The 16,684-nt window shown below is 67.6% G+C and carries 13 protein-coding genes, 2 tRNA genes and 3 pseudogenes; 6 read left to right on the top strand and 12 right to left on the bottom strand.

Going from position 1 to position 16,684, the window contains the following annotated elements; all coding sequences use genetic code 11:
• Positions 1-596: 596 nt before the first annotated feature.
• Together ETD86_RS43795 and ETD86_RS59420 are read left to right on the top strand one after the other, a co-directional pair.
• Positions 597-995: a hypothetical protein gene (locus tag ETD86_RS43795; RefSeq protein ID WP_138672536.1), complete on the top strand. Its 399-nt coding sequence runs from the start codon at positions 597-599 to the stop codon at positions 993-995.
• Between the two features lie 147 nt (positions 996-1,142).
• Complete coding sequence (locus ETD86_RS59420) at positions 1,143-1,277, top strand: hypothetical protein (RefSeq protein WP_281287063.1); 135 nt, start codon at positions 1,143-1,145, stop codon at positions 1,275-1,277.
• Between the two features lie 9 nt (positions 1,278-1,286).
• On the opposite strand, the pseudogene ETD86_RS43785 reads toward ETD86_RS59420, so the two are convergent.
• The 10 genes and pseudogenes from ETD86_RS43785 to ETD86_RS43740 all read right to left on the bottom strand — a co-directional run.
• Positions 1,287-1,512, bottom strand: a pseudogene (locus ETD86_RS43785) (winged helix-turn-helix domain-containing protein); the annotation flags it as partial.
• A gap of 121 nt (positions 1,513-1,633) precedes the next feature.
• Positions 1,634-2,288: pseudogene (locus ETD86_RS43780) on the bottom strand (histidine kinase); the annotation flags it as partial.
• Positions 2,289-2,343: 55 nt separating this feature from the next.
• Positions 2,344-2,811 carry a group II truncated hemoglobin gene (locus tag ETD86_RS43775; RefSeq protein WP_138672534.1) on the bottom strand — a complete coding sequence of 156 codons (468 nt, stop codon included), beginning with the start codon at positions 2,809-2,811 and terminating at the stop codon, positions 2,344-2,346.
• 76 nt (positions 2,812-2,887) lie between these two features.
• A complete protein-coding gene (locus ETD86_RS43770; RefSeq protein WP_138672533.1) occupies positions 2,888-5,482 on the bottom strand; it encodes an ABC transporter substrate-binding protein in 2,595 nt (864 codons plus the stop codon).
• Between the two features lie 210 nt (positions 5,483-5,692).
• Positions 5,693-5,769 (bottom strand) — tRNA-Met (locus ETD86_RS43765).
• A 111-nt stretch (positions 5,770-5,880) separates the two neighbouring features.
• A tRNA-Met gene (locus ETD86_RS43760) sits at positions 5,881-5,957 on the bottom strand.
• 54 nt (positions 5,958-6,011) lie between these two features.
• Complete coding sequence (locus ETD86_RS43755; RefSeq protein ID WP_138672532.1) at positions 6,012-8,945, bottom strand: UPF0182 family protein; 2,934 nt, start codon at positions 8,943-8,945, stop codon at positions 6,012-6,014.
• 129 nt (positions 8,946-9,074) lie between these two features.
• The gene (locus tag ETD86_RS43750; protein ID WP_138672531.1) at positions 9,075-10,118 is read right to left on the bottom strand and encodes a YlbL family protein; all 1,044 of its coding nucleotides are present in this window, start codon (positions 10,116-10,118) and stop codon (positions 9,075-9,077) included.
• 9 nt (positions 10,119-10,127) lie between these two features.
• Entirely contained in the window at positions 10,128-10,553 is a 426-nt protein-coding gene (locus ETD86_RS43745; RefSeq protein WP_138672530.1) for a molybdenum cofactor biosynthesis protein MoaE, read from the bottom strand.
• A 17-nt stretch (positions 10,554-10,570) separates the two neighbouring features.
• Positions 10,571-11,644, bottom strand: coding sequence for an NAD-dependent epimerase/dehydratase family protein (locus tag ETD86_RS43740; RefSeq protein ID WP_138672539.1), 1,074 nt, complete (start codon positions 11,642-11,644; stop codon positions 10,571-10,573).
• A 79-nt stretch (positions 11,645-11,723) separates the two neighbouring features.
• On the opposite strand from ETD86_RS43740, the gene ETD86_RS43735 reads away from it, so the two are divergent.
• From ETD86_RS43735 to ETD86_RS43725, 3 genes are read left to right on the top strand one after another with little or no spacing between them, the layout of a single operon-like run.
• Positions 11,724-13,004 (top strand): zinc-dependent metalloprotease, encoded by a 1,281-nt coding sequence (locus ETD86_RS43735; RefSeq protein WP_246149197.1) that lies wholly within the window; start codon positions 11,724-11,726, stop codon positions 13,002-13,004.
• Positions 13,001-13,561, top strand: coding sequence for an NUDIX domain-containing protein (locus ETD86_RS43730; protein WP_138672529.1), 561 nt, complete (start codon positions 13,001-13,003; stop codon positions 13,559-13,561). Before ETD86_RS43735 ends, ETD86_RS43730 begins: the two co-directional genes overlap by 4 nt.
• Before the next feature lie 32 nt (positions 13,562-13,593).
• Positions 13,594-14,589 (top strand): endonuclease/exonuclease/phosphatase family protein, encoded by a 996-nt coding sequence (locus ETD86_RS43725; RefSeq protein ID WP_138672528.1) that lies wholly within the window; start codon positions 13,594-13,596, stop codon positions 14,587-14,589.
• A gap of 122 nt (positions 14,590-14,711) precedes the next feature.
• Here ETD86_RS43725 and ETD86_RS43720 read toward each other — a convergent pair whose 3' ends face one another.
• Both ETD86_RS43720 and ETD86_RS43715 read right to left on the bottom strand, forming a co-directional pair.
• The gene (locus ETD86_RS43720; RefSeq protein WP_138672527.1) at positions 14,712-15,296 is read right to left on the bottom strand and encodes a glycosyltransferase family protein; all 585 of its coding nucleotides are present in this window, start codon (positions 15,294-15,296) and stop codon (positions 14,712-14,714) included.
• Positions 15,293-15,808 carry a M48 metallopeptidase family protein gene (locus ETD86_RS43715; RefSeq protein ID WP_170223581.1) on the bottom strand — a complete coding sequence of 172 codons (516 nt, stop codon included), beginning with the start codon at positions 15,806-15,808 and terminating at the stop codon, positions 15,293-15,295. The genes ETD86_RS43720 and ETD86_RS43715 overlap by 4 nt, the downstream gene beginning before the upstream one ends.
• A 469-nt stretch (positions 15,809-16,277) precedes the next feature.
• Between ETD86_RS43715 and ETD86_RS43710 the strand changes: the two are divergent.
• Positions 16,278-16,684 (top strand): annotated as a pseudogene (locus tag ETD86_RS43710) (ThiF family adenylyltransferase); the annotation flags it as partial.

Genomic DNA, 16,684 nt, shown 5'->3' with positions numbered 1-16,684 from the left:
CCGCCAGCGTTCGTCCTGAGCCAGGATCAAACTCTCCAAACAATGAACATGTCCGGACAGATCTGTCCAAGCAAAACCGTCAAAAATGACGGGGTCATACATGTGATGATGCACATGCACTGGCTTTTAACACACTGTTGAGTTCTCAAGAAACGGACGCCTATTCCGGCGTTTCGCTTCGGTCTTGCGTTATGTCTTAATCCTTACATCCGCCCGAATCCCTGTCAAATTGACCGGACCCGCGAAATCTGCAGGAATTAAACCGCGTCCCGTTTCCGGGACAACCCCTCAAACTTACCAGGTCATCCGGAGTGATGCGAATCGTCCCGGATGGTCTTGAAAGAAGTGGGATTTGCCGGGCCTCTCCGAAGGTTCTGCGAACCCCTCGACCGCCCTGCGCGAAGCAACTCTAGCAGTCCGGGGCACCCACTTCGCGCAACTCAGGTAATCATGAGGTCCTTCCCTCACCACCTGACCCTCAAACCTCCGCCATGTCCGCTCGTAGCGCCACGGACGCAAGCGGACATCAAGTCATCCGCAATCGCCCCCAGGTACGAAGTACTCACGAGCAGACTGCGCTCTCGGAGGTGCCCGCCATGACCCGCTCGGAGTTCGACGACATCCGCGCCTTCCTCGCCGACGACGCCACCCATGCCGGGGACCTGCTGCGAATCGCCAGGACTCTGATCGACGACCTCGAGCACGCCCGCATGCGCGAGGCTGTCCTGCATACCCAATATCTGCACCTGCTCACGGCCGCGCGAGTGTCGGTGGCGGCCGAGGCCGTGGACGCACCCAACCCTCTGACGTTCCTCAGGAGCGAGCTGGCCGAGCAGGGTCAGTTGCCCGAGGACGGCGAGGACGTGCAGCACATCCTGTCCGACGCCCGCTCGGGCGCCGCGCTGCTCGCCGCGGCGCAGGGCGACGTGCCGCAGCGCCGTCGCGGCATGCGCCTGCGGCGTTGCATCGGCACGCACAGGACCCTGCCCAGGTAGCACGGCCCGGCACATGTGTTGCCTTGCCGGTGACCGGATGGCGACTCCGGAGATACCAGCTCTTTCACCCAGGACTGCAAGACTTCGCATATGTGGCAGCGGGGGCTGAACTGGGCGGCAATCATCCTCGTAGGGACATTCGGTCTGATGTGGGTTGGCATCGTGATTTATGCGGACGAGTTCTCTGCCCCCTGGATGCGCGTCACGCAGGCGGTCTTCGGAATCCTGCTGCTCGGCTGGTCCGTGCAGAAGGCCATCGCGATGATCTTGGGGAAGGCGTGAGGCTCGCGGCTGGAACCGGTACCCCATGCCGGGCTCCGTCATCAGATGCGCCGGGTGGGCCGGGTCGCGTTCGAGCTTGCGGCGCAACCGGGTCATGTACTGCCTCAGGTAGTGCTTCTCCTTGAGGATAGGAGGCGCCCCAGACCTCGGTCAGGAGCTGGCGCTGGCTGAGCAGCTTGCCGGGGTTACGCGGCAGGATCTCCAGGAAATGCCATTCCGTGGGCGTCAGCCGTACCCCTCCAGAAACGTCTTGTTGGACAGGTCGATCACATGGCCGCCAGCCGTACCGAGGAGAGCTCCTCGGGCTGGCTCGTGCGGCGGGTCACCGTGCGGAGGCGGGGAACCGGCTCGGGCTGGCCAAGATCGAGGACGAGCGTGCGCCGGCGGGCCAGGTGCGCCGGGTCGCCGGCGGGTCGCCGCTGGAGGACAGGCCATCGGCCCTGGTGACATGTACGGCCAGCAGGGCCGAGCCCTTGCTGCGCGCCGCCCCGCGGACGAGCCTGTCCCCTTCGGTGCCGCCGGTGAACGAGACGACCAGACGTTCGCGGGTCTCCCATGTGCCCTGAATGGAGTGTTCCGTACGGTAGCGGTCGAGTTGCTCGTCCACTTTGACCGCCACCCAGAGCAGCGCCGGCTCCCGCAGGGCGGTCAGGTTGCCGACGCGGAAGTAGTTGGCGAGCCCGTTCGGCCGGATAGACGTTGCCGTGGGCCATGCGGCGGCGCAGGGGCCTCGGCCGCCATGTCGACAAGCTCGATCTGGTCGGCCCGCCGCACCACCTCGTCCGGCACGGTCTCGCGCTGCGGCACGCCGGTGATCTGCTCGATTACGTCGTTCAGCGATTCGAGGTGCTGGATGTTGGCGGTGGAGATGACGTCGATGCCGGCGTCGAGGATCTCGTCGACGTCCTGCCGGCGCTTGGGGTTATGGGAGCCGGGAACGTTCGTGTGGGCCGGCTCGTCGATCAACGCCACCGTGGGAGCGCGGGCGATGACGGCGTCGGGGTCGAGCTCGGGCGCCCAGGTAGCCGCGCAACCGCCCGCGGGCTGTGCCTCCCATCCCTCCGGGTCAAGGCTGGTACGGCGGAGCGACCCCCCAGCCCCAGTGCGGTACCGGCGCGTGCGGCGGAGGCGCCGCCTCGGGCTGCGAGTTGTGCTTGGCCAGCCGGGTGCCCCATTCGACGTAGCCGGCGAACGCCGCCCTGAACTCAGGGTCGTCGGGCAGCCCGACCTCGTCGGCGGCGTCCATGAGCAGGTTCACCCACCTGCGGCGCTGCTGCTCGGTGATCGCCTTGCCGAGGTGGTGGCGGAGCATGTTGGGGTAGCCGCCGCGTTCTTTGGTGTAGCGGTCGGGGCCGCCGAACACCTCGCTCAACCACATGGCCACGTGTCGGGGATGATCCGGGTCCATGTGCGCGAACAACGGCCCGATCAAGTCGTCCTTCACCACCGTGCGGTAGAACGCCTCGGTCAGCCGCTCGAGCGCCTCGGTGCCGCCCGCCCACTCGTAGAGCGTCGGCACTGCCTCATCTGTCATGTAATGACGTAATCATTCATCAGGTCGACGGACAAGGCCCGGGATCGGGCGCGGTGCCGGGCGTCTGCCGGGGCACTCACCGCGTGGTCTCCGTCCGCTCCGACCGGGTAGCCGAGCAGTTGACCGCTGAGCCTTTGGGGCGGCAGATCCCTTCGAGCTTGAGCTCCTTCCCGGGAGCCACCGACATGAGCCACAGATCCCGGTTCTGGGCGTCATGTGGTGCCCGCGTCGCGAGGAAGGTGATCGTTCCCGTGGCGCCTTCGACACTGAGACCGCGCAAGTTGTCTTGCACCCCCGCGCGAACGTCCGTGCCATCCCCGTAACTCTGGATCCCGTCGAAGGCACTGGTGACCGCCAGTGCCGCGTCATGGGCCAGCATGGCATGGTCCGGAGGCAGCGGTACGGGTGCCGGATCGCCCCCGCCCACGCTCTTCTTGCGTTCGGCTTCGACCTCCTTCATGGCCAGCTGGACGACCCTCCCGTAATTGGTGGTGGCCTGGGCGCTTGCGTCCGTACGAGGATCGCTGAGCGAGATGAACCGCAGATCCACGTTGTGCCCTTCCTTGTCGCGTGTCACCTCCGTGGCCACCGTGCTGGTCACATCGTCCCCGGACAGCACGATCACGTTCCGTTCCGCGCAGTAGCTCCCCCACCCCTCCTTCAACGCCGGATACAGATCCCCACGGCCGGTGTAATACAGCACTTCGGCGCCATTCTCACACGCCGTCTTGACGGCCTTCTTCAGCGCGTTGCCATGGGAGAACTCGTATTTCAGGGAGAACTCGGGCGGATACCGTTTGGCGAACTCGTCGGCCAGGTCCTGGCTGTAGATCTCCAGCGGGTCCCGCTGCCACAGGATCCCCACCCGCGGGTTCTTGCGCAGCTTGCCCTTGGCCAGCGGCAGGCCCTCCCCCAGCCAATGAGCCGCGACGCGGGCCTGCTGCGAGTTCGGCGACGCCATCCGGTAGAAATACGGCGACGCCTCGCCGTCGATCACCGGCAGCCGATCGGCGGTCGCGCTCGTCGTGAGCGCGGGCAGTTGCACCCCGCGCAGCGTGCCCAGCGCTTTTTGCACCTCTGTACGGCTCCAGCCGAGCCCGACCACGGCTGCCACCGAGCGGTCCCAGGTCGCGCGTTCGACGATCGCCTGGGCAGCCACGCCGGCCTTCAGGAAGTCCTGCCCGGGATTGGCGAACTCGACATACATCTTCCAGTCGCTCTTCTGCCTGTTGTAATCACGCTGCCTGGCATAGATCCCGGTCAGTTCCGCGGCGGTCCCGACCAGGCTGTTACCGGGGTCCGTCGTGCCGGGGCGGCGGGTGAGCGGCCCGAAATAGATGACCCGGAAGGGCTTGGCGTCCACCGCGATGGCGTCGTTCTCCTCCGCGATGAGTTTCAGTATCGGCGCCAGCATGGGATCGAAGTTCTTGGTGGCGGTGCTCAGACCCACGCATTCGCCGTTCAGCGAGGACAGGCCTGCCTCGCAGGGGCGCAGCACCAACCACCCGCCCAGGCTCAGAGGGGCGAGAATGGTCGCCGCGACCACCAGCCAATATCCGACGGGGCGTAACCGCCGGATGGCGCGCTGCTTCACCGGCGGCACGTCGGCGGGGTTCTCGTACACCACGTTCGTGTCCACGACCAGGTACGGGCACGGCGAGACCCGGATCGCGCAGGTCTGCCATTCGGCATAAGCCTGGACCAGGTCCGTCTTCGCCGGATTCACTCGGGCCGCGGACGGATGGTCGTCTCCGCAGAGATCCGCGGGCCAGGTCTCCGCCTCCACGATGACGAGCAGCGGAACCTTCCGCCCAGTGTCGGCGAGGACCTTGTGCATGACCTTGAGAAATCTCAGTCTCTCGTCATCGCGGCCGACATCGCCGAGCCTGAGAACGGCGTAGCCGCTCCTGCCCCATCCCGGCCACGGTCGTTGGCGGCTGTAGGCGAGCCGCAGATCCTCGAGGAAGGCGAACATGAGCAGCCGCTCGATGACGGCGTCCTCCTGCTCCGCGACCCTGCGCAGGTAACTCGCGAGCGCCTCACGCCTGTTCCGCTTAACGTACGGCTCGTCGTAGAACCATCCATGCCGGTAAGTGCCACTGGACCAGATACGCGCCATGAGTTGCGCGGCCAGGAGCGCGCAAAGGACGGATCCCACGAGGATGACCGCGTTGATCGCGCCCGCGGTGTCCAGCCACGCGGTGAGCAGCACGGTCACTATCGCCGCCGCGATCGAAGGGCCGCCGAGGAACCGTACGAAGAACTCGAACCGGCCGCCCAGCGATCGCAGCGCAGCCCGCCGCCGTCGCCATTCGCGCAGGCCTTCCTGGTAAACGTCATCCTGGGATCGCTGGGAGCCATTCCCCTGATCGCTTCCGGCGTCTTTCCCCGGCTGTTCTTTCCCTGACTGTGCATGCTCTTCGTGGATTCTCAGAGCCAGCAGGATGATCTGGGTGAGCGGAAATCTCGGCGCCGGCAACAGGGAACCCTGGACTCGCGCACCCAGGTCGCCCTTCTCGCCGGCCACGCGATCGACCAGTCTCCGGAAGGTCGCCGGCGGGCCGTCGCGGTCCGAGCTCACGTCCGCGTACGGCACCTCGGCGGCGACGGCACCGGTGAAGATCCGGACCTGCGCCTCACGGTGGGCGCCGGTGAAGACGACCGCGGGCACGAAGGTGCTCTTTCTCCAGACCGCCGGCCGGCGGACCATCCTGATCGCCAGAGAACGTAATGGAGACGTGCTCACGGTGACCCCCATGGTGGCCGTGGTTCCCTTGAAGAGAGAACGAGTCGCGACCACGGGAAGTTGCCGTGCCCAACGCATGCAATGGACCGAAAAGCAGAAGGCCCGGTCTCCATTTTTGGAGACCGGGCCTTCTTTTGGTAGCGGGGACAGGATTTGAACCTGCGACCTCTGGGTTATGAGCCCAGCGAGCTACCGAACTGCTCCACCCCGCGTTGGTGTGTTACGTGATAACTATACAGCCCCGGAACGAGTGCTCGCGCCAGTCAACGCATCCACTTGTTACGAGAACAAACGAGAGGCCCGGTTTCCCGGGCCTCTCGAAGTGGTAGCGGGGGCAGGATTTGAACCTGCGACCTCTGGGTTATGAGCCCAGCGAGCTACCGAACTGCTCCACCCCGCGTCGCGTTGTGCCCTTAGCCTAGACGGCGACGCGGGGGTGACGCAAACTGAACGGCTAAGAGGTGCCGTCCGCCTGTGGTGATCCGGTGGGTGATGGCGACCCCGTAGGGGTGGCTGACGGCGTGGCGGTCGGCGAGGCCGTCGGGCTGGCCGTGGGCGCCGGTTGCTGCGTGTTGGCACTCTGCAGCGCCTTCAGTGCCTCCTCCAGCCGCTTCTGTGCCTCGCCGTACGCGTCCCAGTCCGGCGGACTGGCCTGCAGCGCCTTCTGGGCGTCCTCGTAGGCCTTCCTGGCGTTGGAGATCGCCGTGTTGAGCGCCGCGTTGGTCTGGCTGGGCTGGGTCTGCTCCTGCTGGTTGGGCTGCTGCTGTTGTTGCTCCTGCTCGCCGAAGACCTCTTTCAGGGCTTCGTCCAGCGTGCGTCCGACGCCGATCTTGCTGCCGTACGACACCAGCACCCGCTGCAGGATCGGGTAGGGCTCCTGCCCGCCGCCCGCGGCCACCTGGATGTACACCGGTTCGATGTAGACCAGTCCGCCCGCGTACGGGAGCGTCAGCAGGTTGCCGTAGCGGACCGACGAGGCGCCGACGCCCAGCAGGTTGAGCTCACCCGCGAACCGGCTCTGGAAGGAGTTTTGCGCCTGTCCAGGGCCGGGGATGGGGGTGTTCGACGGCATCCGCAGGATGCGGATGCGCCCGTAGCCGGAGCCGGCCGACGAGTCGACCGCCATGAACGCCGCCAGGTTGGGCCCCTGACGCGGCACGAACGTCGTCGTCAGTGAGAACGTCGGCGTGCCGCCCGGCATCGTGGTGGTCAGGTAGTAGGGCGGCTGCTTGATGTTCTTGTCACCCTGGGTGGGGTCGCCGGGGACGTTCCAGAAGTCCTGGCCGCTGTAGAAGGCGGCCGGGTCGGTGATGTGGTAGCGCGACAGGGTGTAGCGCTGCACCTTGAACAGGTCCTCCGGGTAGCGCACGTGGCTGCGCAACTCGGCGCTCATCTCCGAGGCCGGGCGGATGATGCCGGGGAAGGCCGCGCTCCAGGTCTTCAGCATCGGGTCGTTGGCGTCCCAGCCGTAGAGCTTGACCGTGCCGTCGTAGGCGTCGACCGTGGCCTTGACCGAGTTGCGAATGTAGTTGATCTTGTCGCTCGGCTGCTGGGCGATCACGCGGCGATCGGTCGACGTGTCCCGCGTCATGTCGTCGAGGCTCTCGCTCTGCGCGAACGGATAGTCGTTGGACGTCGTGTAGCCGTCGACGATCCAGACGATGCGGCCGTCGACGATCGCCGGGTAGGGGTTGCCGTCGAGCGTGAGGAACGGGGCGACCTTCTGGACCCTGTCACGCGGGTTGCGCACGTACAGGATCTTGGAGTTGTCGTTGATGTCGCCAGAGAGAACGATGTTGGCCTCGCCGTACTTGGCGGCGTATAGCAGCCGGTTGAAGAACGATCCGACGGGCACGCCGCCGCCGGTGTAGGTCGTGTTCTCCTGGCCCGTGCCGCCCGTCTTCGGGTAGTCGAGCTCCTGCGGCTTGTTCGGGTTGCCGCCGGCGATGACGTAATCGGTGGCGGCCGTCTGGTCCTCGCCGTAGTAGACCCGCGGCTCCTTGAGCTTGGTGCTGGTGACCAGCGGGCCGGTGACCGGCATGTCCTTGGCGTCGTAGTCGGGCAGGCCACTGGAGTCGACCTTGTTGCCGGGCGCGGCGACGAAGCCGTAGCCGTGGGTGTAGACGAGGTGCCGGTTGATCCAGTTGTTCTGGCCCGCCTCCGGGCCGGTCAGCTCGCGGACGCCGACGACGTGGTCGATCATCTTGCCGGTGCTGTCGGGGTAGCGGTCGACGTCGAGCGGCTCAGCGAAGTTGTAGAAGCCACGGATGCGCTGGGTCTGCTCGTACGTCGACGACACCAGCGCCGGGTCGAGCAGTCGCACGCCGGAGACCGAGGTGTCGCCGCCGGGCTGGACCTTGGTCGGGTCGGCCTGGGCGTTGTAGGTCTCGACCTCGGTCTTGTCGACGTTGTACGCCTCCCGCGTGGCGTCTATGTTGCGCTGGATGTAGGCCGCTTCCTTGCCCTGCTGGTTGGGCTTGACCTGGAACTGCTCGACCAGCGCCGGGTAGACGCCGCCGATCAGGATGGCCGAGAGCACGAGCAGGCCGAAGGAGACCCCGGGCAGCATGCCGCCGGGCCGCACCACGCCGGCGAAGAACAGCACGGCGCAGATCAGCGCGATGATCGCGAGAATGGTCTTGGCCGGCAGGACGGCGTTGACGTCGGTGTAGGACGCGCCGTGCACGAAGCCGCGGTCGGAGAAGACCAGGTCGTAGCGGTCGACCCAGTAGGCGACAGCCTTGAGCAGCACGAAGATGCCGAGCAGCACGGACAGGTGCACCCGGGCCGCCCTGGAGGCGTGCACCCCCGGCGACTGCAGGCGGAACCCGCCGTAGAGGTAGTGCGTGATCGCCGCCAGGAGGGCCGAGATGATCACGGCGGTGAACAGGAAGTTCAGCACCATCCGGATGAACGGGAGGTTGAACATGAAGAACGAGTAGTCCATGCCGAACAGCCAGTCCTGCTTGCCGAACGACGCACCGTTCACGAACTTCACCCACGTCTGCCACTGCCCCGCGAACGAGGAGCCGGAGAAGAGCGCGAGCAGTCCCATGCCGACAATGAAGATCAGCTTACGGTGGGGGTCGAGCGCCATGCGGTAGCGGTCCGCGCCGCTGGCGCCGCCGAACATCGCCGGCCCGAACATCGGCCGCGTGCGGAACGCCAGCAGCATGTTGCCGCCTGCGATGGCGACCATCAGCAGCGCACCGACCACGAACAGGATGATCTGGGTCAGCACAACTCCGGTGAACACTGATGAGTAGTCGACAGCGTCAAACCACAAATAATCGGTATAGATACCGGAAAACAGGAAGAACAATGCCACGATCGCCACGAGTGCGATCGCTACAGGCAGAAGCAGTCGTGGCCGGCGGGGCAAGCGCATGGCCCTGCCGGCTCCTGGGGTCCGGAAGCTCAATGCCAACCCCTCGTCGTAATGAAGAAACGGTCCGTGTCTGGCAACCTACACCGCTAGGCCAGCCATACGGCTAACGCATGGCGGTCGCCAGAAGTTTCATCCGGCCTCGCACGCGGGCACGTTTCCCTTGCCCGTGCGCAGCGCGTCCAAGGCCAGCACTGTGTCATGCAGGGTATCCGCTTTGACCAGGCGAAGGCCCTCGGGCACCGCCTTCATGGCCTCGGCGCAGTTGTCGGCGGGAGTCAGGAAAACGGTCGCGCCGGAGTCCTTGGCGCCCACCATCTTCTGCTGGATGCCGCCGATCGGGCCGACCTCGCCCGTGGGCTGAATGGTGCCGGTGCCGGCGATCTTCTTCCCGCCCGTGAGCTCGCCGGGCGTGAGCTTGTCGAGTATGCCGAGCGAGAACATCAGCCCCGCGCTGGGCCCGCCGACGTCGCCCACGTTGATGTCGACGTCGAATGGGAACTTGTACTTCGCCTGCATGACCACACCCACCTGGGGCTGCCCCTTGGCGGACACCGTCTGCACGGTGACGTCGAGCCTTTCCTTGCCCCTGGTGACGTTGAAGGTCACGCTCTCGCCGGGCTTGTGCGCCTTGACCGCATTGCTCACCGCATTGGTGTCCGTGGCCGGCGTGCCGTCGACGGAGTTGATCTCGTCGCCCTTCTGCAACTTGCCGTCGGCCGGCTTGCCCTTCTCCGTGGACAGGACGGTCACGACCATGCTGAAGGGGATCTTGAGCTCCGTGAGCGCGGCGGCGGTTGCGGAGTCTTGGGAGTTGGTCATCTCGACCGTGTTCTCCTCCTCGACGTCCTTCTGGGTGCGGTCGGGAGCGAAGATGGTCTCCTGCGGGACCACCGCCACGGTGGGGTCGATCCAGCCGCGCAACGCCGTCAGCAGGTCGATCTGCGCGGCAGGGCCTCCCTGGTAGGCCACCGTCACCAGGCTCAGCGCGCCGGTGGTGGGATAGGTCTGCCGGCCATTGATCGCGATCACGGGCTTCTTGTCGACCTCACCGATGGTGTTCTCAGTCGGGCCGGGGCTCAGCACGACGTAAGGCACCGGACGGAACGCTCCCACCACACCGAGCGCGAGCACGAGAAATCCCGCGAGCAGCAGCGTCAGGGCACGTCGTGACATGAGATGAGCTTATTCGCAGGCGCCGACCCATTCGGTCTCGCCATCGGCGAACACCTGGTGTTTCCAGATGGGGACCTGTGCCTTGAGGTCGTCGATCAGCCTGCGGGAGGCCTTGAACGCCTCGTCCCGGTGCGGCGCGGCCACCGCCACGATGACCGCGGTGTCGCCCAGCTCCAGGTCGCCCACCCGATGCACGGCGGCCAGCGCCGTCACGGGGAAGTCGGCGGCGACCTTTTCCGCCACCGCGCGCAACTCGGCCTCCGCCGTGGGGTGCGCGGAGTAGGAGAGCCTGGTCACGGGCTTGCCGTGGTCCTGCTCCCGCACGGTGCCCACGAAGATCGTGGTGCCGCCCGCGGCGTGATCGCCCACGGCGGCCAGCACCTCGTCCACGGACAGGGGGGTGTCGCGAATGGCGAGCAACCGGATCACTTCCACGGAAAGAGCCTAACCTCTTACTGACGCCTCTTCTTGCGTACCTGACGGACGATCGCGGCGGTGCCGATGACGGCGACGGTGGCACCGGCGGCGGTGAGCGTGGCCTCCTTGACGGGCAACCGCCTGCCGACCACGGTCGTCCTCTTCTCCAGCAGCTCCAGCTGCTGCTCGAGCGCCGCCTCGTTGGTCCACGACGGTTTCCACCCCGCCTCACGCAGCCCCGCGCAGTCCACGACCCACGGGTAGACCACGTAGTGCAGGTCGGTCGCGGGCGCCGGCGTGATGCCGAGCCTGTGGAGGCGCTGCGCCGTGCCGAACGTCAGCCCCGCGGGCAGCTCGAACCTGCGGATGCCGGACAGCTCCTCGACCTGCTCCTGCCCCAGCCATCCGTCGGAGCCGACCGCCACCACGCCGGTGACGACGCCGCGAGCGGCCAGCTCCAGCGCCGAGAGCAGGTCGTCGACGTGGCAGAACTGCCAGTGCGGGATGCAGCCCTTGACGGTCAGGAGCCTGGGCGACTCGAAGTGACGGGTGATCACGGTGTCGACGCCCGGGCCGACGACCGCCGCCGGGCGTAGCACGGTCACCTCGAGCCCGGGATGACTGCGTAGCGACCTGCGTACCAGGGACTCGATCTCCAGGTAGTCACCCACGACGCCGGTGTCGGGCTCGGCCGCCACCGGGGAGTCCTCCGGGAGGGGCACCTCGTTGTCGGGCGCGGCGCCGTACACCATCGCACTCGTGACCAACACCACACGTCGCACGCGCGCCGCGGCGCACGCCGTCAGCACCGTCTGGGCGGCCCGCAGGTTGTACGCCCGCCGCTCCACCGGGTCGGAGTCGACCGCGTAGTCGCCGGCCAGATGGACCAGCACGTCGATGTCCGAGATGCGGTTCGCCAAGAGCGGATCCCGTACGTCGATCACTCTCCACGTGGCTTCCTGAACGTCACCGCGCTGCTCGTCGATGGCCACCACCCTGCGGAAATCCGCGGAGGATACGAGCCTTGCGAGCAGCTCGCGGCCGATGCCGGAGGCCGCGCCGGTGACGGCGACGACGGGTTGGCGCGGGCGTTTCGAGGTAGGCACCAGGTCCTCACTTTGCACTGATCCGCCGTAGGACGACTAACGTGGCGGATGTGGACTCCTCCATCCTGCACGAGGTAGAGCGGTGACTGACCTGCCAGGTCGCGAAAACGACCCTAACGAAAACCCGTTCGCCATGTTCGGCAACCCTGAGCAGATGGCTCAGGCGATGCGCCAGTTCGCCGACATGTTGTCGGCGCCTCAGGGTTCAGGCCCTGTCAACTGGGACATGGCGAAGAACATCGCCCGCCACGCCGTGGTCGCCGAGGGCGACCCGAGCGTCATGGAAGGCGAGCGCCGCCAGATCGTGGAGGCGCTGAGCCTGGCCGACCTGTGGCTGAACGAGGCGACCGCGCTGCCCAGCGGCGTGGCCAACCCGCAGGCCTGGAGCCGGTCCGAGTGGATCGAGAACACCATCCCGATCTGGCGCAAACTTTGCGAGCCGATCGCCGAACGCATGGTCGAAACCATGGGCGGCGCCCTCGGCGGCTCGGGCCTGCCGCCCGAGGCGCAACAGATGGCCGGCCCTCTCATGGGCATGCTCAAGCAGATGGGCGGCATGATGGTCGGCCAGCAGATCGGCCAGGCCATCGGCTCGCTCGCCCGCGAGGTGGTCGGCACGACCGACATCGGCCTGCCGCTGTCCGACACGGCCGCGCTGCTTCCCGGCGGCATCGCCTCCTTCAGCGAAGGCCTGGAGATGCCGGCCGAGGAGATCAGGATCTACCTGGCGCTCCGCGAGGCCGCCCATCACCGGCTGTTCCAGCACGTGCCGTGGCTGCGCTCGCACCTGCTGGGCGCGGTCGAGGAATACGCCAAGGGCATCACGCTCGACACCTCGGCGCTCGAAGAGCAGATCCGCGGTCTCGACATCAACAACCCCGAGGCGATCCAGGAGGCGCTGAGCGGCGGCAAGCTGCTCAAGCCCGAGGAGACCGAGCGGCAGAAGGCCGCCCTGGCGCGGCTGGAGACGATGCTCGCCCTGGTCGAGGGCTGGGTCGCCACGGTGGTCGACCGGAGCGCCGAGGGCAAGCTGCCCTCCGCCGTCGCGCTGGCCGAGACCGTGCGCCGGCGCCGGGCCACGGGTGGGCCCGCCGAGCTGACGTTCGGGACGCTGGTCGGGCTGGAGCTGCGGCCCCGGCGGCTGCGCGAGGCGGCGGCGCTGTGGCGGGCGCTGGAGAGCGAGCGCGGGATCGACGGGCGCGACGCGCTGTGGGGCCACCCCGACCTCATGCCGACGGCCGACGACCTCGACGCGCCCGAGGCGTTCGTCCGTGGTGAGGCGGCCTGGGACATCTCCGAACTGGAGGGCAAGCCGGGCAAGCCGGAGGGCGAGCAGGGCGACGGCGAGGGCGACAAGAGTTGAGCCTGCACCGCGACGCGGTGGCGGTGTTGTCCGCCTGGACCGCGCCCACGCCCGAGGAAGAGGCGCTGCGCAAGGAGTTCCTCGACCACCTGGGAGCGCACGACGATGCGATGCTGCGCGCGTGCGTGCCGGGGCATCTGACGGCGACGACGGCGGTGTTGTCGCACGACGGCGCGCAGGTGCTGCTCACGCTGCACCCGAAGGCCGGGATGTGGTTGCCGATGGGCGGGCACTGCGAGGTCTCCGACACCTCGCTCGCGGCCGCGGCGCTGCGAGAAGCCTTGGAGGAGTCCGGAATTTCCGGGCTTGAGCTGCTCCCCGGACCGCTGGCGGTGGACAAGCACGTCGTGTGGTGCCACCCACCGAACAGCTGGCACCTCGACGTCGAGTACGCCGCCGTGGCGCCTCGCGGTGCGGAGGCGGTGATCAGCGAGGAGTCGCTGGACCTGCGCTGGTTCCCGGTCGACGAGATCCCCGACCTGTCGGACGACGCGACGCGGCGGTTGGCCAAACGTGGACAGGCCGCCCTCGGCTCTGGTTCGCGCGCGGTTGGCTAGAGTCCATTGCGTCGTTCCAGAGGGGGGATTCGGTGAGCACTTCGGCTGAGTCGCCCGTCGGCGGCACGATCGTGACGCCTGCTCGCAGACGCCGGAGGTTCACCGGGTCGGCGCTGACCTGGATCGCGGTGACCCCGTTCGCGGCGTGGGCGGTCGCCAGGGTGGCGGGGCTGGAGCGGGGGTCGCTGCCCACGCAGATCATGACCGCGACCCCGTACGCGGCGGCGGGCTCGCTGGTCCCCCTCCTGATCGCCGCGGTCGGGCGCAAACGCGCCGCCACCGCGATCGCGCTGCTCACCACGACCGCGCTCGGATTCAGCGTGCTGCCCAGGGCACTGGGCACGGCAGAGGCGACGGGCGGCCGGCCGCTCAAGGTCATGACGATCAACATGCTGTTCGGGCGGGCCGACATTGAGTCGATCATGAAGCTGGTCCGGGAGTTCGACCCCGACGTGCTGAGCACGCAGGAGCTGACGCCCGGGGCGGTCTCCGACCTGGACGCGGCCGGGCTCAAGGAGCTGATGCCGTACCGCGTGCTGGAGGACGAGTGGAGCGCCGGCGGCAGCGGGCTCTACGCCAAGCACCCCATGCGGCAGCTCCCGGACGTGGTGCCGCCGGTCGGGCACAAGATGCCCGCCGCGCTGGTGTCGTTGCCGGGCGGAAATCCGATCGAGTTCGTGGACGTGCACCCGTACCCGCCGCTCGGCCCGAACGTCACCCACTGGAACGACACGCTGGCCGCCCTGCCGTCCGCGTCCCCCGACCGGGTGCGGATCCTGGCGGGAGACTTCAACGCCTCCCTCGACCATGCCGCGCTGCGGAAGCTGCTGGCCAGGGGGTACAAGGACGCGGCCGATCAGGTGGGGGCCGGGCTGATTCCGACCTGGCCGGCGAACAGGCGGGTGCCACCGATCATCACGATCGACCATGTGCTGGTGGATCAGCGGGTGGGCGTGCGGGAGGTCAGCGTGCGCGACGTGCCGGGGACCGACCACCGCGCCGTGCTCGCCGAGCTCACCGTCCCCTGAACGGCGCTCTCGTGCGGTGGCTCACCGCCCTCGAACGGCGCTTTCGTGCGGTCGCTCACCGTGCCCGAACGGCGCCTTCGTGCGGTCGCTCACCGTGCCCCGGAATCGTGTCGCTTACCGTGTCACCACGCTCTGATCAGCGCTCTGGTGTTGTCCCAGCCTTCGAGGCCGGGGTCCAGGCGCTCGACGTCCTGCGACGTGCGCAGACGATGCCAGCCCGGGGTGGTGGCGACCCTCCGCGGCCCGGGGGCCTGGGCGCGCAGCGCGCCCAGCACGTTCTCGTCGTCCAGGTCCGGGTCGGCCCAGGTGGGGGCGGGGAGTGCGCAGGCCAGGGCCACGGCGCCGCCGTTCTCCGCCGGGCAGATGGTGATCTCGGCCCGGCCGAGCTCCCTGAACAGCTTGCCGACGAGCAGGGGCGGCAGGTCAGGCGCGTCACCGCAGATCACGGCGGCCTGATCGGCCTTGAGCCGGCCGAGCACGGCCCGCAGCGGCTCGTCCTCAGCTATCGTGATGACCTCGGTGCCGGGCCAGACGATCTCCTCCAGGCCGGGCACGCTGGTGATCAGGACTGGGGTGACGAGCTCGAGCCCTGCGACCATCTCGTAGGTGTCCTCGGCCACCGCCTCCAGAAACTCCCCCGGGTCGACGCCCGGCGGTGCCGCCTGTGCCATGTGCTGACGTGCGAGGACCGCGGCGATGCGCGTCAACACTCCTCCGGCGCCGTGTGAGCCGCGGCGGAGAACCCTTCCAAGAACCCGCGCGCCCGCTCCGCTTTCGGATACTGTTCCACCAGCGCCCAGAACTTGGCGCCGTGGCTGGGCACGAGCAGGTGCACGAGCTCGTGGATGATCACGTAGTTGATGACCCATTCGGGCAGGCCCTTGAGGCGGGTGGAGATCCGGATCGTCCCGTTCTCCGGGGTGCAGGAGCCCCAGCGGTGCTGCTGGTTGTCGACCCAGCGCACGCTCACGGGCTGGGCCTTGCCGTCGAGATATTTCGCCGACAGCTCTTTGGCCCGCTCCAGCAGGCCCTCCTCGGTCGGCCTTCGCCGTCGTTCCTTCGCGGCCAGCCGATCCAGCATCCGGCTCACCCATTCATCCGCGTCTTCACCGCTCAGCCAGGCGGGCAGGAGCACGATCGTCTTGTCGCCGTCGCGGTAGGCGGAAACCGTACGCCGGCGACGAGAACTGCGACGAACCTCGACTGTCTCGGGGGGCACATATGCACGTTAGCCGAGACTGACGAAATTCCACAGAGGGTGGACGTTGTTTCTGCTGGTCAGATGATTAAGAGCCGGTGAATTTGGGCACGCGCCTTTCCCGATGCGCGGCCGGGCGTCCACCAGCTCGGACGGGGGTCGTGGTGGTGGGACAGGCGGGGATTCCCAGCACAGCACGGGTTCGGGGTCATGATCGTGTTGGTTCTGGGCGACTTTGGGGGGACTTGCGGCAATCGGCGCGCTTACTAAGCGATCTTCCTCGACCCGGCGCGACATCCGGCGTAGGTCATTCTTTGGGAAAGATTGATTTCCTCGATCTTTATCTGCCGTCCTGGCACTTGACGTCCACGCGGGATGGCACCGACGAGAACCCCGCGCCCGTCCACAGCTCGACCCCCGGGAGAGAAGTTATCCACAGGCCAGGCGGAACCGGCTCGGGATCTTGCTCTACCATGCGAACCTTCCCGCCATGAGGCCACGTGTGAAGCCCGCCCTCCGGCGCATCATCCGCGACGAGCACACCCTGCAATACGGGGTGCACCCCCTTCGCGCGATCAAGCTGTCCGGCCTGGCCCGATCAGTCCAGCAGTGGATCGAGGGCCTCGACGGCACCCGTGACCTGGCCCGTGTCCTGGAGGCGGCGCACACCGCCGGGCTCGACGAGTGCCGCGCCCGTTCCCTGCTCGACCAGCTCAGCGCGCAAGGCGCCCTCCACGATGCCGCCACCAGCCCGGCACCCCTGCGCGACTTCACCCTTGCCGAGCGAGACCGCATGAGACCCGATCTCGACGCCCTGGACCTGTCCTCGACCGCCCCTGACGGGGGGATCGGGCTCCTGATGCGACGGCGCGCCGCCCGGGTGCGTGTCTATGGGGC

Source organism: Nonomuraea turkmeniaca (assembly GCF_005889735.1).
Classification (GTDB): domain Bacteria; phylum Actinomycetota; class Actinomycetes; order Streptosporangiales; family Streptosporangiaceae; genus Nonomuraea; species Nonomuraea turkmeniaca.
The sequence above is the reverse complement of the archived record's forward strand: the minus strand, read 5'-3'. Positions and strand labels throughout refer to the sequence as shown.